The 16,026-nt window shown below is 71.2% G+C and carries 13 protein-coding genes and 1 tRNA gene; 3 read left to right on the top strand and 11 right to left on the bottom strand.

Annotated features, from left to right (window positions below; genetic code table 11):
* Positions 1-38: 38 nt before the first annotated feature.
* From prmC to ABD269_RS20765, 11 genes are all read right to left on the bottom strand, one after another.
* A complete protein-coding gene (gene prmC / locus ABD269_RS20815; protein ID WP_116213904.1) occupies positions 39-884 on the bottom strand; it encodes a peptide chain release factor N(5)-glutamine methyltransferase in 846 nt (281 codons plus the stop codon).
* A gap of 92 nt (positions 885-976) precedes the next feature.
* Entirely contained in the window at positions 977-2,056 is a 1,080-nt protein-coding gene (gene prfA / locus ABD269_RS20810; RefSeq protein WP_344119883.1) for a peptide chain release factor 1, read from the bottom strand.
* A gap of 103 nt (positions 2,057-2,159) precedes the next feature.
* On the bottom strand, positions 2,160-2,381 hold the full coding sequence (gene rpmE, locus ABD269_RS20805) for a 50S ribosomal protein L31 (protein WP_116213902.1): 222 nt from the start codon (positions 2,379-2,381) through the stop codon (positions 2,160-2,162).
* Positions 2,382-2,536: 155 nt separating this feature from the next.
* The gene (locus ABD269_RS20800; RefSeq protein ID WP_425572946.1) at positions 2,537-3,655 is read right to left on the bottom strand and encodes an LCP family protein; all 1,119 of its coding nucleotides are present in this window, start codon (positions 3,653-3,655) and stop codon (positions 2,537-2,539) included.
* A gap of 295 nt (positions 3,656-3,950) precedes the next feature.
* A complete protein-coding gene (rho, locus tag ABD269_RS20795) occupies positions 3,951-6,023 on the bottom strand; it encodes a transcription termination factor Rho (RefSeq protein ID WP_344119880.1) in 2,073 nt (690 codons plus the stop codon).
* Positions 6,024-6,430: 407 nt separating this feature from the next.
* A complete protein-coding gene (thrB, locus tag ABD269_RS20790; protein ID WP_344119878.1) occupies positions 6,431-7,345 on the bottom strand; it encodes a homoserine kinase in 915 nt (304 codons plus the stop codon).
* 251 nt (positions 7,346-7,596) lie between these two features.
* On the bottom strand, positions 7,597-8,685 hold the full coding sequence (gene thrC / locus ABD269_RS20785; protein WP_344119876.1) for a threonine synthase: 1,089 nt from the start codon (positions 8,683-8,685) through the stop codon (positions 7,597-7,599).
* Positions 8,686-8,701: 16 nt separating this feature from the next.
* Positions 8,702-9,994 (bottom strand): homoserine dehydrogenase, encoded by a 1,293-nt coding sequence (locus tag ABD269_RS20780; protein WP_344119874.1) that lies wholly within the window; start codon positions 9,992-9,994, stop codon positions 8,702-8,704.
* Positions 9,995-10,115: 121 nt separating this feature from the next.
* Positions 10,116-11,507 (bottom strand): diaminopimelate decarboxylase, encoded by a 1,392-nt coding sequence (gene lysA, locus ABD269_RS20775; RefSeq protein WP_301892305.1) that lies wholly within the window; start codon positions 11,505-11,507, stop codon positions 10,116-10,118.
* Between the two features lie 13 nt (positions 11,508-11,520).
* Entirely contained in the window at positions 11,521-12,342 is an 822-nt protein-coding gene (gene nrtL / locus ABD269_RS20770; RefSeq protein WP_344119871.1) for an ArgS-related anticodon-binding protein NrtL, read from the bottom strand.
* A gap of 107 nt (positions 12,343-12,449) precedes the next feature.
* The gene (locus ABD269_RS20765) at positions 12,450-12,989 is read right to left on the bottom strand and encodes a response regulator (protein WP_301892307.1); all 540 of its coding nucleotides are present in this window, start codon (positions 12,987-12,989) and stop codon (positions 12,450-12,452) included.
* 102 nt (positions 12,990-13,091) lie between these two features.
* On the opposite strand from ABD269_RS20765, the gene ABD269_RS20760 reads away from it, so the two are divergent.
* The 3 genes from ABD269_RS20760 (at position 13,092) to ABD269_RS20750 (ending at position 15,992) form a co-directional block, all read left to right on the top strand.
* A tRNA-Arg gene (locus tag ABD269_RS20760) sits at positions 13,092-13,163 on the top strand.
* Positions 13,164-13,424: 261 nt separating this feature from the next.
* Complete coding sequence (locus tag ABD269_RS20755) at positions 13,425-14,366, top strand: hypothetical protein (RefSeq protein ID WP_344119868.1); 942 nt, start codon at positions 13,425-13,427, stop codon at positions 14,364-14,366.
* 87 nt (positions 14,367-14,453) lie between these two features.
* Positions 14,454-15,992, top strand: a complete 1,539-nt coding sequence (locus tag ABD269_RS20750; protein WP_344119866.1) for an amino acid permease — start codon at positions 14,454-14,456, stop codon at positions 15,990-15,992.
* Positions 15,993-16,026: the final 34 nt, after the last annotated feature.

The following is a 16,026-nucleotide window of genomic DNA, read 5'->3' as shown; positions in this document are numbered from 1 at the left end:
GTACGGGGCAAACAGGGCAGTTGTCCGGAGTGCCGTGCTCACGGCGTCGCCTTCCGGGCGGTGGCGAACCGGGGCCGGTTGTTGAGGTCGGGGTGGTCGGCCGCGTCGGCCCAGCCCCGCTCCTCGGTGAAGATCCACGGCACCTGGCCGCCCTGGGTGTCGGCGTGCTCGATGACGACGACGCCGCCCGGGCGGAGCAGCCGGTGGGCGGTGCGCTCGATGCCGCGGATGGTGTCGAGGCCGTCCTCGCCGGAGAACAGCGCGAGCTCGGGGTCGTGGTCGCGGGCCTCGGGGGCGACGTACTCCCACTCGGTGAGCGGGATGTACGGCGGGTTGGAGATCACCAGGTCGACCTGGCCGTCGAGCTCGGGGAGCGCGGTGAGGGCGTTGCCGTGGTGCAGATTGACGCGCGAGCCCTCGACGTTCTTGCGGGCCCAGCCGAGGGCGCCCTCGTCGAGCTCGACGGCGTGCACACGCGAGCGCGGCACTTCCTGGGCGAGGGCGAGGGCGATGGCCCCGGAGCCCGTGCACAGGTCGACGATGAGCGGTTCGACGACGTCCATGGCGCGCACGGCGTCTATGGCCCAGCCGACGACCGACTCGGTCTCGGGGCGGGGCACGAAGACGCCGGGGCCCACCTGGAGCTCCAGGTAGCGGAAGAAGGCACGGCCGGTGATGTGCTGGAGCGGTTCGCGGGCCTCGCGGCGGGCGACGGCCTCCCAGTAGCGGGCGTCGAAGTCGGCGTCCGCCACGTTGTGCAGCTCACCCCGCTTGACGCCGTGCACAAAGGCGGCGAGCTCCTCCGCGTCGAAGCGCGGAGAAGGTACGCCGGCGTCGGCCAGCCGCTGAGTGGCTTGCGCCACCTCGGCGAGCAGCAGATTCACAGTGGTCCTCTCGCGCGTTCGTTCGGTCGTTCCGTCGTCGGTGGGCCCGTTGCCGGGCCCGTCCGGCGATCGATGACGGGTCTGTCCTCGGGTCAGCTCGCGTCGGCGAGCTTGGCCGCCGAGTCCGCGTCGACGCAAGCCTGGATCACCGCGTCCAGTTCGCCGTCGAGCACCTGGTCCAAGTTGTACGCCTTGAAGCCGACCCGGTGGTCCGAGATGCGGTTTTCAGGGAAGTTGTACGTCCGGATCTTTTCGGAGCGGTCCACGGTGCGGACCTGGCTGCGGCGGGCGTCCGCGGCGTTCTTCTCGGCCTCTTCCTGGGCGGCGGCGAGCAGCCGGGACCGCAGGATGCGCAGGGCCTGCTCCTTGTTCTGGAGCTGGCTCTTCTCGTTCTGGCAGGAGGCGACGATGCCGGTCGGCAGGTGGGTGATGCGGACGGCCGAGTCGGTGGTGTTGACGGACTGGCCGCCGGGGCCCGACGAGCGGTAGACGTCGATGCGCAGGTCGTTGGCGTGGATCTCGACGTCGATCTCCTCGGCCTCGGGCGTGACGAGCACGCCGGCGGCGGAGGTGTGGATCCGGCCCTGGGACTCGGTCGCGGGCACGCGCTGGACGCGGTGCACCCCGCCCTCGTACTTCAGCCGGGCCCAGACGCCCTGGCCGGGCTCGGTGGCGCCCTGGCCGCCCTTGGTCTTCACGGCGACCTGGACGTCCTTGTAGCCGCCCAGCTCCGACTCGGTGGAGTCGATGATCTCGGTCTTCCAGCCGACGCGCTCGGCGTAGCGGAGGTACATCCGCAGCAGGTCGCCGGCGAAGAGCGCGGACTCGTCGCCGCCCGCGCCCGCCTTGACCTCGAGGATGACGTCCTTGTCGTCGCTGGGGTCGCGCGGGACGAGCAGCAGGCGGAGCTTCTCGGTGAGCTGCTCGCGCTGCTTCTCCAGCTCCTTGACCTCGGCGGCGAAGTCGGGGTCGTCGGCCACGAACTCGCGCGCGGTCGTGATGTCCTCGCCGGTCTGCTTCCAGGAGCGGTACGTCCCGACGATCGGGGTCAGCTCGGCGTAACGCTTGTTGAGCTTTCGGGCGTTGGCCTGGTCCGCGTGCACGGCGGGGTCGGCGAGCCGCTTCTCGAGGTCGGCGTGCTCACCGATCAGTTCCTCGACTGCCTCGAACATCAAGATTCCCTAGCTGGAAGTGACGGGCCTGCTGGACGACAAAGCGCCGGTCCGGTCACCCCTCGCACGCGAAGGGCGACCGAGAACCGGCGCCTGCGGGTCGCTACTTCTTGGCCGCAGCGGCCTTGCCGAAGCGGGCCTCGAACCGCGCCACACGGCCACCGGTGTCGAGGATCTTCTGCTTGCCCGTGTAGAACGGGTGGCACTCGGAGCACACGTCGGCACGGATGTTGCCGCCGGCGACGGTGCTACGCGTGGTGAACGAGGCGCCACAGGTGCAGCTGACCTGGGTCTCGACGTAATCCGGGTGGATTTCGCGCTTCAAGGGATCTCCTAGGTTCGGGAGGGCTCCGGGTCGCAGGGCGGGATTGCCTTACGTGAACCGGGGCCGACGTACCAGTTTGCCAGCACTGGCCGTATCCCCCAAAACGAGAGGTGGCGGCCGGTTATTCCAGCGGGCCCCGAGGGGCCGCCGGGGCCCTATTTCACGACGTCGTCGGCGCCGGTCTTCGCTCCCGCGCCGTCCTTGACGGCGGAGTCCGGGATGGGCTTGTCCTCCCGGAGGGCGTCCCAGAGCTGCTTGGACTGCTCGGGCATCGGGGCGACGCGGTTGGCGTCGATGGGGTCGTCGCCGACCGGAAGCGTCACCATGTGCATGTCGCCGGAGCCGATGCCCTTGAGCCCGTCGGCGAAGGAGGAGAGCTTCTCCAGGGAGCCCAGCTCGCTGTCGGTGGTGAGCGTCTTGGTGGCGGTGTCGGCGATCCCGTAGAGCTTGGTGGGGCTGGTGAACAGGCCGATGTGCTTGACCTGGTCGAGCAGGGCCTTGATGAACGCCTGCTGGAGCTTGATCCGCCCGAGGTCGCTGCCGTCGCCGACGCCGTGCCGGGTGCGGACGAGCCCGAGGGACTGCTCGCCGTTGAGCGTGTGGGTGCCCGGGTCCAGGTCGAGGTGGCTCCACTTGTCGCGGATCGGCTTGGTGGTGGTGACCTGCACCCCGCCGAGCTTGTCGATCAGCTTCTGGAAGCCGGCGAAGTCGACCTCCATGTAGTGATCCATGCGGATGTTGGTCATCTGCTCGACGGTGGCGACCGCGCAGGCCGCGCCGCCCACCGTGTACGCCTCGTTGAACTGCGCGCGCTTGACGGCCGGGCTGGTCTTGCCGTCGGGCGCCTTGCACGCGGGGCGGGGGACCATCGTGTCGCGCGGGATGCTGACGACGCTGGCCTTCTTGTGACCCGCGTAGACGTGCACGATCATCGCCGTGTCGGAGCGGGAGCTGCCCTCGTCCTTGCCGTACTTGCCGTTGTCACCGGCGCGGGAGTCGGAGCCGAGGACGAGGATGTCCTGGGAGCCGTTGTCGATGTTGGCCGGGCGGTTCTTGCCCAGGGCCGCGTTGATGTCGACGCTGGTGAGGTTGCCGTTGAACTTGAAGTAGAGGAAACCGGCGCCGACGCCTCCGGCGACGACCACCCCGGCCGTCGTCCACGCGGCTATTCGCCAGCCCTTGCGACGGGCCCGGACCTTGCGCCGCCGGCCACGCCCACCGCCGGCACGGCGGCGGTGCGAACCCGTCGGCGTACCCATGCTGTCGTCGCCCATGCGCTCCTCAGTCCTTCGCTGTCTGTCTGCCCCCTGCTGGTTGACGGGGAAGTCTGCGTCAGGGTTGCACAGCGGAATCTGAGGACCTTCTTAGAAAAGCCCCGGCCAGTGGCCCGTACAGCTACCCGTTCCGCCCGCCGTCACCTGCGGTTTCGGCCATCCGCGAGGCACCGGTTCCGGCCAGCTCCGGATGGCCGTCCCGTGACGCAGATCTCAGAAGATCACAAGCGGATAACGAAGCACGGGACCTCCCCGCCGGGCGGCGGGGAGGTCCCGTGTCGTGCGTGCTGACGGATCAGTCGTTGCCGTTGCCCGAGGAGGGCGTGGTCTTCGCGATCTGCATCAGGAACTCGGCGTTGGACTTCGTCTGCTTCATCTTGTCGAGAAGCAGCTCGATGGCCTGCTGCGAGTCGAGCGCGTGCAGCACCCGGCGGAGCTTCCAGACGATGGCCAGCTCCTCGCCACCCAGGAGGATCTCCTCCTTGCGGGTGCCGGAGGCGTCCACGTCCACGGCCGGGAAGATGCGCTTGTCGGCGAGCTTCCGGTCGAGCTTGAGCTCCATGTTGCCGGTGCCCTTGAACTCCTCGAAGATCACCTCGTCCATGCGCGAGCCGGTCTCGACCAGCGCGGTGGCCAGGATGGTCAGCGAGCCGCCGTCCTCGATGTTGCGCGCGGCGCCGAAGAACTTCTTCGGCGGGTAGAGCGCGGTCGAGTCGACACCACCGGACAGGATGCGGCCCGAGGCCGGGGCGGCCAGGTTGTAGGCGCGGCCCAGACGGGTGATCGAGTCCAGCAGGACCACCACGTCGTGACCCAGCTCCACCAGGCGCTTGGCGCGCTCGATGGCCAGCTCGGCGACCGTGGTGTGGTCCTCGGCCGGGCGGTCGAAGGTCGAGGAGATGACCTCGCCCTTGACCGACCGCTGCATGTCGGTGACCTCTTCCGGACGCTCGTCGACCAGGACGACCATCAGGTGGCACTCGGGGTTGTTGATGGTGATCGCGTTGGCGATCGCCTGCATGATCATGGTCTTGCCGGTCTTCGGCGGGGCCACGATCAGACCGCGCTGGCCCTTGCCGATCGGCGCGACCAGGTCGATGATCCGGGTCGTCAGCACGCCCGGGTCCGACTCCAACCGCAGGCGGTCCTGCGGGTAGAGCGGGGTGAGCTTGCCGAACTCCGGCCGACCGCGCCCGGTTTCGGGCGCCATGCCGTTCACCGAGTCCAGGCGGACGAGGGCGTTGAACTTCTCGCGCCGCTCGCCGTCCTTCGGCTGCCGGACCGCGCCGGTGACGTGGTCACCCTTGCGCAGGCCGTTCTTGCGGACCTGGGCGAGGGAGACATAGACGTCGTTCGGGCCCGGGAGGTAGCCGGACGTCCGGATGAACGCGTAGTTGTCGAGGATGTCCAGAATGCCCGCGACGGGGATCAGGACGTCGTCGTCCGAGACCTGCGGCTCGTTGCCGAAGCCCTCGTCACGGCCGCGACGGCCACGGCGGTCGCGGTAGCGGCCGCGGCGGCCGCGGCGGCCACCCTCGAAGTCGTCCTCGTCCTGCGGGCCGCCCTGGGGCGCCTGCGGCGCGCCACGGTTGTCGCGCTGCTGGCGGTTGCCGCCCTGCTGGCCGGCGTCCTCGCCGCGGTTGCCCCGGCGGTCGCGGTCGCCGCGCTCGCGGTCACCACGCTCGCCGCGGTCCCCGCGCTCGCCCCGCTGGCCGCGCTCGCCGCGGTCACGGCGCTCGCCCTTCTGGCCACGGTCGCGCTCGCCGGCCTTGGCGGCCCGGCCCTCGGCGCTGTCCGCCGCGGACTCGGCCCGCTCCTCGGTGCGCGCCTCGGCCTTGGCCTCGACGGCCGGCTCGGGGCTGCCCGAGGGCGCGGTCGCCCGGCGGCGACGGCGCTCGCCGGCCGGCTGCTCATCGCTGCTCGGCTGGCCCGGGATCTCGATCTGCTGCTGCGTAGCGGCCTTCTCGGCCGGCTTCTCGGCCTTTTCTGCGGCCGCCTCACCCGTACGCGCCTTGGAGGTGGCGCGCCGCTTGGGCTTGGTCTCGGTGTCGGACGCCGCCTTGGCGGGCTCGGCGCTCGTGGCCTTGGCGGGCGCGGCGGAGCCGGCCTGCTTCTCCTTGATGACCTCGATCAGCTGGCCTTTGCGCATCCGCGCGGTGCCCTTGATGCCGAGGCTGGAGGCGAGCTGCTGGAGCTCTGCCAGGACCATGGCGTCGAGGCCCGTGCCCGAGCGTCGCCGCTTGGGGGCGGTGGCAGCACCGGTGGCAGGCGCGGCGGGAGCGTCCGTGGCGGGCGCGGAGGCATTGCCGGCGGCACTGTTGGCAGTGCCGGAGGCGGTCACGCCCATCAGATCGGTGGTGTCGCTCACGAAGGGGTCCTTCCCTGGAGCGGGCGTCGGCCTGTCTGGCTCGGCGACCGGTTGTGCTGTCCGGCTGCGGTCTGGCTTTGCGGACCGGGCCGGGGCGGTGGTCCGCCGGTACGGCGGAAGAATCAGTTCATTGGTTCCGGCGTGAAGAAATGAGGTGAAGACATGACGCATCAACTTCACTCATGTCGCCCACGCCGATTCCGGAGCGTGCTCGAATCTGCTCAGGCAGGCTGCTCAGGCAGTTTGGGAGGCTCCCGGAAGAAAAGCGGTCCCTGATCGGGACACAGAGCACCGAGCCGATGTGGCTTCGAGTGCAGACTTGAGGTTAACACTACCGGATCCCACAAACATTCCCCCTCTCAAAGACCGGCAACCGCTATTTTCGCGGGCCCCGGGGCCCGCGCTGGTCAGGCGAGCGGCAGCACGCTCGTCCCCCCGGCGTCGAGGGCCAGCCGGTTGGCCGCCCACCCCTCGCCCGCCAGCCGTGCGACCTGGGCGGCCGCACCGTTCTCGGCCAGCGCGAGCACCGTGGGGCCCGCGCCGGAGATGACCGCGGGGACGCCGTCCGCGCGCAGTCGGTTGACCAGGGCCACGCTCTCCGGCATCGCCGGAGCGCGGTACTCCTGGTGGAGCCGGTCCTCGGTGGCCGGCAGCAGCAGCTCGGGGCGCCTGGTCATCGCCTCGACGAGCAGCGCCGCGCGCCCGGCGTTGGCCGCGGCGTCCACATGGGGGACGCTGCGCGGCAGCAGCCCGCGCGCGGTCTCGGTCAGTACGGGTTTCGACGGCACGAAGACCACCGGAACGATGGAATCCGCAGGGTTCATCCGAATGGCCCGTGCCACGCCCGACTCCATCCACGCCAAGGTGAATCCGCCGAGCAGGCAGGCCGCGACATTGTCCGGGTGGCCCTCGATCTCCGTGGCGAGCTCCAGCAGCGCCGCGTCGTCGAGCTTCTCGGCCCCGCCTATGGTCACGGCGCGGGCGGCGACTATGCCCGCGCAGATGGCGGCCGAGGAGGAACCCAGGCCCCGGCCGTGCGGGATGCGGTTGGCACAGACGACCTCCAGGCCGCGCGGCTGGCCGCCGAGCAGGTCGAAGGCGGTGCGCAGGGCCCGTACGAGCAGGTGGCTCTCGTCGCGCGGCAGGGACTCGGCGCCCTCGCCCGCGATGTCGATGTGCAGCCCGGACTCGGCCACCCGGACCACGACGTCGTCGTAGAGCCCCAGCGACAGGCCCAGGGCGTCGAAGCCGGGGCCGAGGTTTGCGCTGGTGGCGGGGGTGCGCACGCGGACAGCGGCGGCGCGGAACGCGGGACCGGCCATCGCTCGATGACTCTCCTTGGTGTGGCCTCGGCAGGGCGTGCAACATCCGCAAGGGCCGCGACGAGATGCCGCACGGTGACGGCGGGGGTCTGCGACGGGGCGGAGTGAGTACAGCCTATCGAAGGAAGGTTCAGCGGCGACATAGGGCACGGGAGGCGCGTCGCCTGCGCCGGACGGGCTCTCCCTCGTTCGGGAGCCGGCCCGTCCGGCGGTTTCGGGACCGGTCCGGGGCGTGGCCCCGGTTTCTGACGTCAGGCCAGGCCGAGCTCGCGGGCCGCGGCCTTCGCGTCCACCGGCACGGTGAGCGGCTGCGGGGCGCCCGCGACCGCCCAGTCCGGGTCCTTGAGGCCGTTGCCCGTGACCGTGCAGACGATGCGCTGGCCCGGGTCGACCAGGCCCTGTTCCGCGGCCTTGAGCAGGCCGGCGACGCTCGCGGCCGAGGCCGGCTCGACGAAGACGCCCTCCTGCGAGGCCAACAGGCGGTAGGCGGCCAGGATCTGTCGGTCGGTCACCTCGTCGATGAGGCCGCCCGATTCGTCGCGCGCCTCCTCGGCGAACCGCCACGAGGCGGGGTTGCCGATGCGGATCGCGGTGGCGATGGTGTGCGGGTCCTTCACCGGCTCGCCGCGCACGATGGGCGCGGAACCGGACGCCTGGAATCCCCACATCCGGGGCCTGCGGGTGGAAATCCCGTCCGTGGCGTACTCGCGGTAACCGCGCCAGTAGGCCGTGATGTTGCCCGCGTTGCCGACCGGCAGGACATGGATGTCCGGCGCGTCGCCGAGCGCGTCCACGATCTCGAAGGCGGCGGTCTTCTGACCCTCGATCCGCACCGGGTTCACGGAGTTGACCAGCGCGACGGGGTACTCCTCGGACAGCCCGCGCGCCAGCGTCAGGCAGTCGTCGAAGTTGCCGTCGACCTGGAGGATGCGCGCGCCGTGGACCAGCGCCTGGCCCATCTTGCCGAGCGCGATCTTGCCCTGCGGCACCAGGACGGCGCAGACCATCCCGGCGCGTACGGCGTAGGCGGCGGCCGAGGCGGAGGTGTTGCCGGTGGAGGCGCAGATGACGGCCTTGGCGCCCTCCTCCTTGGCCCGGGTGATGGCCATGGTCATCCCGCGGTCCTTGAAGGACCCGGTCGGGTTCGCGCCCTCGACCTTGAGGTGGACCTCACATCCGGTGCGCTCCGAGAGCACCTGCGCGGGGACGAGCGGCGTGCCGCCCTCGCGCAGGGTGACGACCGGCGTGTCGGCCGAGACGGGGAGCCGGTCGCGGTACTCCTCGATGATGCCGCGCCACTGGTGGGTGCCGGAGGTCCGGAGACCGTTGTTGGCAGACATTGCTTCCTTGCTCCCCTTATTCGCCTTCGACCCGCATGATGCTCGCGACACCGCGGACCGTGTCCAGCTTGCGCAGCGCCCCGACGGTCGCCGAGAGGGCGGCGTCGGGGGCGCGGTGCGTGACGACGACGAGGGACGCCTCGCCGTCCTTGCCCTTCTGGCGGACCGTGTCGATCGACACGCCGTGCGCGGCGAAGACCGTGGCGACCTGCGCCAGGACACCGGGCTTGTCGGCCACGTCGAGGCTGATGTGGTAGCGGGTGACCACCTCGCCCATCGGGCTCACGGGCAGCCGGGTGTAAGCGGATTCGCCGGGTCCGGTGGTCTCCGCCACCTTGTTGCGGCAGACGGCGACGAGGTCGCCGAGTACCGCGGACGCGGTGGGCGAACCGCCGGCCCCGGGCCCGTAGAACATCAGCTGACCGGCCGCCTCGGCCTCCACGAACACCGCGTTGTACGCCTCGCGCACCGACGCCAGCGGGTGGCTCAGCGGGATCATCGCCGGGTGCACGCGGGCGGTGACCGACCGGCCGTCGGCGGCGCGCTCGCAGATGGCGAGCAGCTTGATGGTGCAGCCCATCTGCTTCGCGGACGCGAAGTCCGCGGCGGTGACCTCCGTCATGCCCTCGCGATAGACGTCGTCGAGGCGCACCCGCGTGTGGAACGCGATGCCGGCCAGGATCGCGGCCTTCGCGGCGGCGTCGAAGCCCTCGACGTCGGCGGTCGGGTCGGCCTCCGCGTAACCGAGCGCGGTGGCCTCGTCCAGGGCTTCGGAGTAGCCCGCTCCGCTGGTGTCCATCTTGTCGAGGATGAAGTTGGTCGTGCCGTTGACGATGCCGAGCACCCGGTTGACCTTGTCGCCGGCCAGCGACTCGCGCAGCGGCCGTACGAGCGGGATGGCGCCGGCGACGGCGGCCTCGTAGTAGAGGTCCGCGCCCCGGGCCTCGGCCGCGGCGTGCAGGGCCGCGCCGTCCCCGGCGAGCAGCGCCTTGTTGGCGGACACGACGCTCGCGCCGTGCTCGAAGGCCGTGGTGATCAGGGTGCGGGCCGGCTCGATGCCGCCGATGACCTCGACTACCACGTCGATGTCACCGCGTTTGACGAGCGCGGTGGCGTCGGTGGTGATCAGCTCCTCCGGCACCCCCGCCCGCACCCGGCCCGGACGGCGCACGGCGATACCGGCGAGCTCGACGGGTGCGCCGATGCGCGCCGTGAGGTCGTCCGCGTGCGTCGTCATGATGCGCGCCACCTCTGAGCCGACCACTCCACAGCCCAGCAGCGCCACTTTCAGCGGACGCGTACGCATCATCCGACCTCGTTTCTGTACATCTTCGGTGGTACACCAGTCTCACTCACCGGACGGGGGTTTCCGTCCCCCGTCCAGTATCCGAGATTTTTACTTCCGCTTTTCCATCGGATTTCCCGGCGGATCAGCCGACGTCGAGGCGGAAGAGGTCCTCTTCCGTCTCCCGCCGGACGATCACCCGGGCCGCGCCGTCCTTGACCGCGACGACCGGCGGGCGCAGCGCGTGGTTGTAGTTGCTGGCCATGGAGCGGCAGTACGCGCCGGTCGCCGGCACGGCCAGCAGGTCGCCGGGGGCCAGGTCGGCGGGGAGGAAGGCGTCGCGCACGACGATGTCGCCGGACTCGCAGTGCTTGCCGACGACGCGCGAGAGCATCGGCTCGGCGGTGGAGGTCCGGGAGACCAGCGCGACGCTGTACTCCGCGTCGTAGAGCGCGGTGCGGATGTTGTCCGACATGCCACCGTCCACGCTCACGTACGTCCGCAGGCCCGGCAGTTCCTTGACGGTGCCGATCTCGTAGAGCGTGAAGGCGGTCGGTCCGGCGATGGCGCGCCCCGGCTCCACGGACAGCCGCGGCACCGCGAGACCCGCGGCCGCGCACTCGCGGGTGACGATGTCGCCGAGCGCCTTGGCGATCTCGTGCGGCTCGCGCGGGTCGTCGTCGGAGGTGTAGGCGATGCCGAGGCCGCCGCCGAGGTCGATCTCGGGCAGCTCGACGCCGTGCTCGTCGCGGATCTCCTTCAGCAGGCCGACGACGCGGTGCGCGGCCACCTCGAAGCCCGAGGTGTCGAAGATCTGCGACCCGATGTGGGAGTGGATGCCGATGAGCTCCAGGCCGTCGAGCTTGAGCGCGCGGCGGACGGCCTCGGCGGCCTGTCCCCCGGCGAGCGCGAGCCCGAACTTCTGGTCCTCGTGCGCGGTCGCGATGAACTCGTGGGTGTGCGCCTCGACGCCGACGGTCACCCGGATCTGCACGCGCTGGCGCCTGCCGAGCCGCTCGGCGACGCGCGCGACGCGGACGATCTCCTGGAAGGAGTCCAGGACGATCCGCCCGACGCCCGCCTCGACGGCGCGGGTGATCTCGCGGGTGGACTTGTTGTTGCCGTGCAGCGCGATGCGCTCGGCGGGCATCCCGGCGTCGAGGGCGGTGGCCAGCTCGCCCTCCGAGCAGACGTCGAGGTTGAGGCCCTCCTCGTGCAGCCAGCGGACGACGGCGCGGGAGAGGAACGCCTTGCCCGCGTAGAAGACGTCGGCCTCCGTGCCGAAGGCCTCGCGCCAGGCCCGGCAGCGCGCCCGGAAGTCCTCCTCGTCGAGGAAGAAGGCGGGCGTCCCGAACTCCTCGGCGAGGTCGGTGACCTTGATCCCGCCGACGGTGGCCACGCCGTCGGCGTCCCGCGAGACCGTACGGGCCCACACGCGCGGGTCCAGGGCGTTGAGGTCGGCGGGCGGGGCGGCGTAGTGCCCCTCGGGCAGGACGTCGGCGTAGCGGGGCCCGGCGGGGTGGGCGGAACGGCTCATGGCTCTGATCTCCTCAGAGGTGTGCGGGTGCGGTGATGCCGAGCTGGTGGAGGCCGTCGGCCAGCACCTTGCCCGTGGCCTCGGCGAGGGCCAGTCGGGCGCGGTGGACGGCCAAGGGTTTCTCGTCACCGCGCGGCAGCGTGGGACACGCCGCCTGCCAGCGGAGGAAGGCGTCGGCGAGACGCTCCAGGTGCCGGGCGAGCCGGTCGGGCGCGCGGGTGGCGCCGATGCGTGCGTGGTCCGCGAGGGCGGCGAGCACGGGGGCCGCGGTCGCGTCCGGGACGTCCCCCGGCTCGGGGCCGAAGCCCAGGTCATGGGCGTTGCGCAGCAGGGCCCGGCTGCGGGCGTGGGCGTACCGGACGCGGAAGAGGGGGTTGCTCTCGCGCTGCACCAGCAGCAGGTCGCGGTCGACGCCCGGGGGGCAGAGCAGGCTCCAGCGGGCGGCGTCGGCGCCGAGCCTGCGGATGAGGTCGGGCGGCGGGTCGGGCAGGTCCATCGGCCTGCTCGGCTCCCCCGCGGCGAGCACGTCCCGTACGAGCCGGACGTAGGAGGTGCCCTCGAGAGTGATGTTGAGGAACCCGGGCCCCGCGATCTCGACCGCCGCGATGCCGGGCTCGGCGGCGAGCCTGCGCCGCAGCACTTCGGCGATCTCGGGGGCCGGTCTGCCGCTCTCCTGCGCGAGCCGCAGGGCGACGTTGGTGGCGTAGTCCCCGCACCCCGGCCGGGGCGGGACCCGCACGGTGACCCGGTCGGGCACGACGGCGCTCAGCTCGTCGGCCTCGATGGCACGTCGCACCGTGTGCAGAACGGTGCGGGAGAGATCGGCGGGGGTCACGGGGCCAAGCCTAGGCGAGAAGGGGGGAGGCCTGGCGAGCAGGTTTCGACAGGTGGGACACGAACAGGCAAGTGGGACACGAACAGGTGGGACACGGTCGCCGCGGGCTAGTCGGCTCTCCTGGCGGATTCCGCACGGCAGATGGAACCCACGCCGTGGACGGAGCCGGTGTCCCCGGGGGCCGGGGCCCCCGGCAACCCGTCGTCGCCCTCTGCCTTGCGGTGCCGCATCAGCCTCCGGACGAGCCGGACCATTTCCGTCGGTTCGAAGGGCTTCGCCAGGAACGCGTCGACCCCGGCGGACCGCCCGCTGTCGACCTCCGGCTGGGTGCAGGCGCTGATGATCGCGATCGGTATGTCCCGGGTCCGTGCGTCGGCCCGCAGCCGCGCGGCCGTGAGCAACCCGTCGAGCCGGGGCATGACGACATCCAGGGTCACGACATCGGGACGCACGCGATGCACGATCTCCAGGCACTCGGCACCATCGGCCGCGGTCACGACCTCGAAGCCCTCCAGCTCGAGGTTGACCCTGATCAGCTGCCGGATGACCTTGTTGTCGTCGACGACAAGGACCCGGCCGGACAAGCCAGGCACACCCCGAGAGTAAGCGCGCCCGCCACGCTGCGTCCGGGTTTTCCCCACTTCCACCCCGTGCGGGCGACCTTCCCCGCCCCCACCTCCAACGACGTTGCGGGACACCCGTCCGGAGCTGGTAATGTTCTACCCGTCGCCGCAACAAGCGGCCGACACGCCCCCGTAGCTCAGGGGATAGAGCAACGGCCTCCGGAGCCGTGTGCGCAGGTTCGAATCCTGCCGGGGGCACTTCGCTTCAGTCGGCGCCGCAAGGCCGCTGACCAGCCGAAGTGCCGGACATCGAGAGCGGGATCCAGTCTCACTGGGTCCCGCTCTTTGTCGTTCCCGGAGAAGTCCGCGAGGAGCAAGGGGTATGGTGCGGCCGTCAAGTAGCCGTGTCCGCGTCATGTCCGTTGGGCCGGCGGTCACTTGACGTCGCATCAGGCACATACGGGGACCGGCGTCGGAGCGGGGATGGTGGCTGATGGGTGGGGGCCGGGGGCGGGGGCTGTGAGGGGGCGGCGGGGTGAGGGGCCGGGGCTGGACGCGCATCCCGCCCGGGACGACCTCGCTCTGCGCTCCGTGCTGGAGGACGCCTCGATGGGGCGGTGGGAGGGGCCCCGGGATCTGCTCGCGGCGACCGGAGGCGACTGGGACCGGCGCATCTTCCGGCTCCAGGTGCTGGCGCGGGCGGGGGCGCCGTTGCGGTTCGCGGACACCTGGGCGCGGGCCGAGCCCCGGTCGGCGGACGCGCTCGCGCTGCTGGCGCATGTGCAGGCGCTGCGGTCGATGATCAGTGGGGTGGACGCGGGCCGCGCGGAGATGGAGCGCTCCTGGGGCACGTGTCTGGCCGCCGCCGAGGCCGGGCCGGCGGACCCCTCCCCCTGGGTCGTGATGCTCGCCCTGATCCGGGTGCACGCCCCCGGCCGGGAGGTGCTGCGGCAGGTGTGGGCCGAGGTGGTGGCCCGCGATCCGTACAACCGGGAGGCGCATCACGAGGTCCTCACCTATCTCTTCGGCCGGAACCACGGTTCGGGCGCGGAGATGTTCCACTGGGCGCAGGAGCGGGCGGACACCGCGCCCAAGGGGCTGCCGATCGCGGTGCTGCCGCTGGTGGCGGTGGCGGAGTCGCACCGGCAGCGGATGCGGACCGAGGCGGGCAGCTACGGCCTGAGCATCCATCCCTGGATCGACTGCCCGCACATCGACCAGGTGCTGGAGAACTGGTGGCGCCACCGCCCGCCGCGCCCGCACGCGCAGTTCATGGACGACGCGAACTACCTGGCGCACGCGCTCGCCTTCGCCGGGCGCCACGCGGAGGCGTACGACGTCTTCCGGGCCATAGGGCCGTACGCCACGGATGTGCCCTGGGCCTACTGCGGGGACGCGCCGGAGCTGTTCCTCCGGCACCGGGGGTGGGCGGTCCGCGCCGTCCGGCCGCGCACCACGTAGGAAGAGAAGAAGCACCGCACAACCGAAGAGCGCATCGCACATTCCTTGACCGTCGTTCATCGCAACGATCACGAGAAAGAGAATCGCGTGCCACTCGACGTACCCAGCGTTTCCGACGAAGAGCGCCTGCGACAGCTCGGCTATACCCAGGTGCTGGCCCGGCGGATGTCCGGCTTCGCCAATTTCGCCGTTTCGTTCACGATCATTTCGGTCCTCTCCGGGTGCATGACGATGTACGGATTCGGAATGCGGACCGGCGGCCCGTCGATGCTGATGTGGGGCTGGGTCGGCGTCGGCGCCATGACGCTGGTCGTCGGGCTGGCGATGGCGGAGGTGTGCTCCTCCTATCCGACCTCGGCGGGGCTGTATTTCTGGGCGCACCGGATGGCGCCCGAGCGGTCGCGGGCGGCGTGGGCGTGGTTCACCGGGTGGTTCAACGTGCTGGGGCAGATCGCGTGCACGGCGGGCGTCGACTTCGGGGCGGCGTCCTTCCTCAATGCCTATCTGGACCTGCAGTTCGGCTTCGCGGCGACCCCCGGCCATACGATCGCCCTCTTCGGGGCCGTGCTCCTGCTCCATGCCCTGCTGAACACCTTCGGTGTCCGGCTGGTCGCCTTTCTCAATTCCGTGAGCGTGTGGTGGCATCTGCTCGGGGTGCTGCTGATCGTCGGCGCGCTGGCATTCGTGCCGGACAAACACCGGTCGACGTCCTTCGTCTTCACCCATTTCGTGAACGACACGGGCTGGGGTTCCGGCCTTTATGTGGGACTGCTGTCGTTGCTCGTGGCGCAGTACACCTTCACCGGTTACGACGCGTCCGCCCATATGACCGAGGAGACCAACGACGCCTCGGTGTCCGGGCCGCGGGGCATCGTGCGCTCGATCTGGGTGTCGTGGATCGCCGGCTTCGTGCTGCTGGCCGGGCTGACGTACGCGATCCAGGACTGGCCGGGCGCGGTGGGCACCGAGACCGGGGTGCCCCCGGCGCAGATCTTCATGGACGCGCTCGGCGCCTCGGCGGGGAAGCTGCTGCTGCTCGTGGTGATCGTCGCGCAGCTCTTCTGCGGGATGGCCTCGGTGACGGCCAACTCCCGGATGATCTACGCCTTCTCCCGGGACGGCGCGCTGCCCTTCTCCCGGATGTGGCACCGCATCAACCCGCAGACGCGCACGCCCACCAACGCGGTGTGGCTGGCCGCGGGCGGCGCCTTCCTCCTGGGGCTGCCCTATCTGGTGAACTCCACGGCGTACGCGGCGGTCACCTCGATCGCCACGATCGGGCTCTACCTCGCCTACGCCGCGCCGACGCTGCTGCGGCTGCGCAAGGGCGAGGCGTTCGAGCGGGGGCCGTGGCACCTGGGGCGGTGGTCGAAGCCGGTCGGGGTCACCGCCATCTCCTGGGTGGCCGTGATCACGGTGCTGTTCATGCTGCCGCAGTCGGGTCCCGTCACCGTCGACACCTTCAACTACGCGCCGATCGCGGTGGCCGCGGTCGGCGGCTTCGCGGGCGTGTGGTGGCTGGTGTCGGCCCGCCGCTGGTTCCTCGACCCGCGGCACCCGCGCAACCGGGCGGCGCCCGCCGAGGGCCCGGCCGCCCCGCCGTCGATGGACGCCTTCCGCTGGTGACCCCGCCCCCGTACTGCGGACGGCCCGGCCGCGT

Source organism: Streptomyces blastmyceticus, from assembly GCF_039521185.1.
Classification (GTDB): Bacteria; Actinomycetota; Actinomycetes; order Streptomycetales; family Streptomycetaceae; genus Streptomyces; species Streptomyces blastmyceticus.
The sequence above is the reverse complement of the archived record's forward strand: the minus strand, read 5'-3'. Positions and strand labels throughout refer to the sequence as shown.

What these genes read in the sequence shown, in the direction of transcription:
- thrB (WP_344119878.1), bottom strand. Translation starts at nt 7,345, where the DNA reads ATGGCCGGTCCCGCGTTCCGCGCCGCCGCTGTCCGCGTGCGCACCCCC.
- thrC (WP_344119876.1), bottom strand. Translation starts at nt 8,685, where the DNA reads ATGTCTGCCAACAACGGTCTCCGGACCTCCGGCACCCACCAGTGGCGC.
- prfA (WP_344119883.1), bottom strand. Translation starts at nt 2,056, where the DNA reads ATGTTCGAGGCAGTCGAGGAACTGATCGGTGAGCACGCCGACCTCGAG.
- ABD269_RS20780 (WP_344119874.1), bottom strand. Translation starts at nt 9,994, where the DNA reads ATGATGCGTACGCGTCCGCTGAAAGTGGCGCTGCTGGGCTGTGGAGTG.
- ABD269_RS20800 (WP_425572946.1), bottom strand. Translation starts at nt 3,655, where the DNA reads ATGGGCGACGACAGCATGGGTACGCCGACGGGTTCGCACCGCCGCCGT.
- lysA (WP_301892305.1), bottom strand. Translation starts at nt 11,507, where the DNA reads ATGAGCCGTTCCGCCCACCCCGCCGGGCCCCGCTACGCCGACGTCCTG.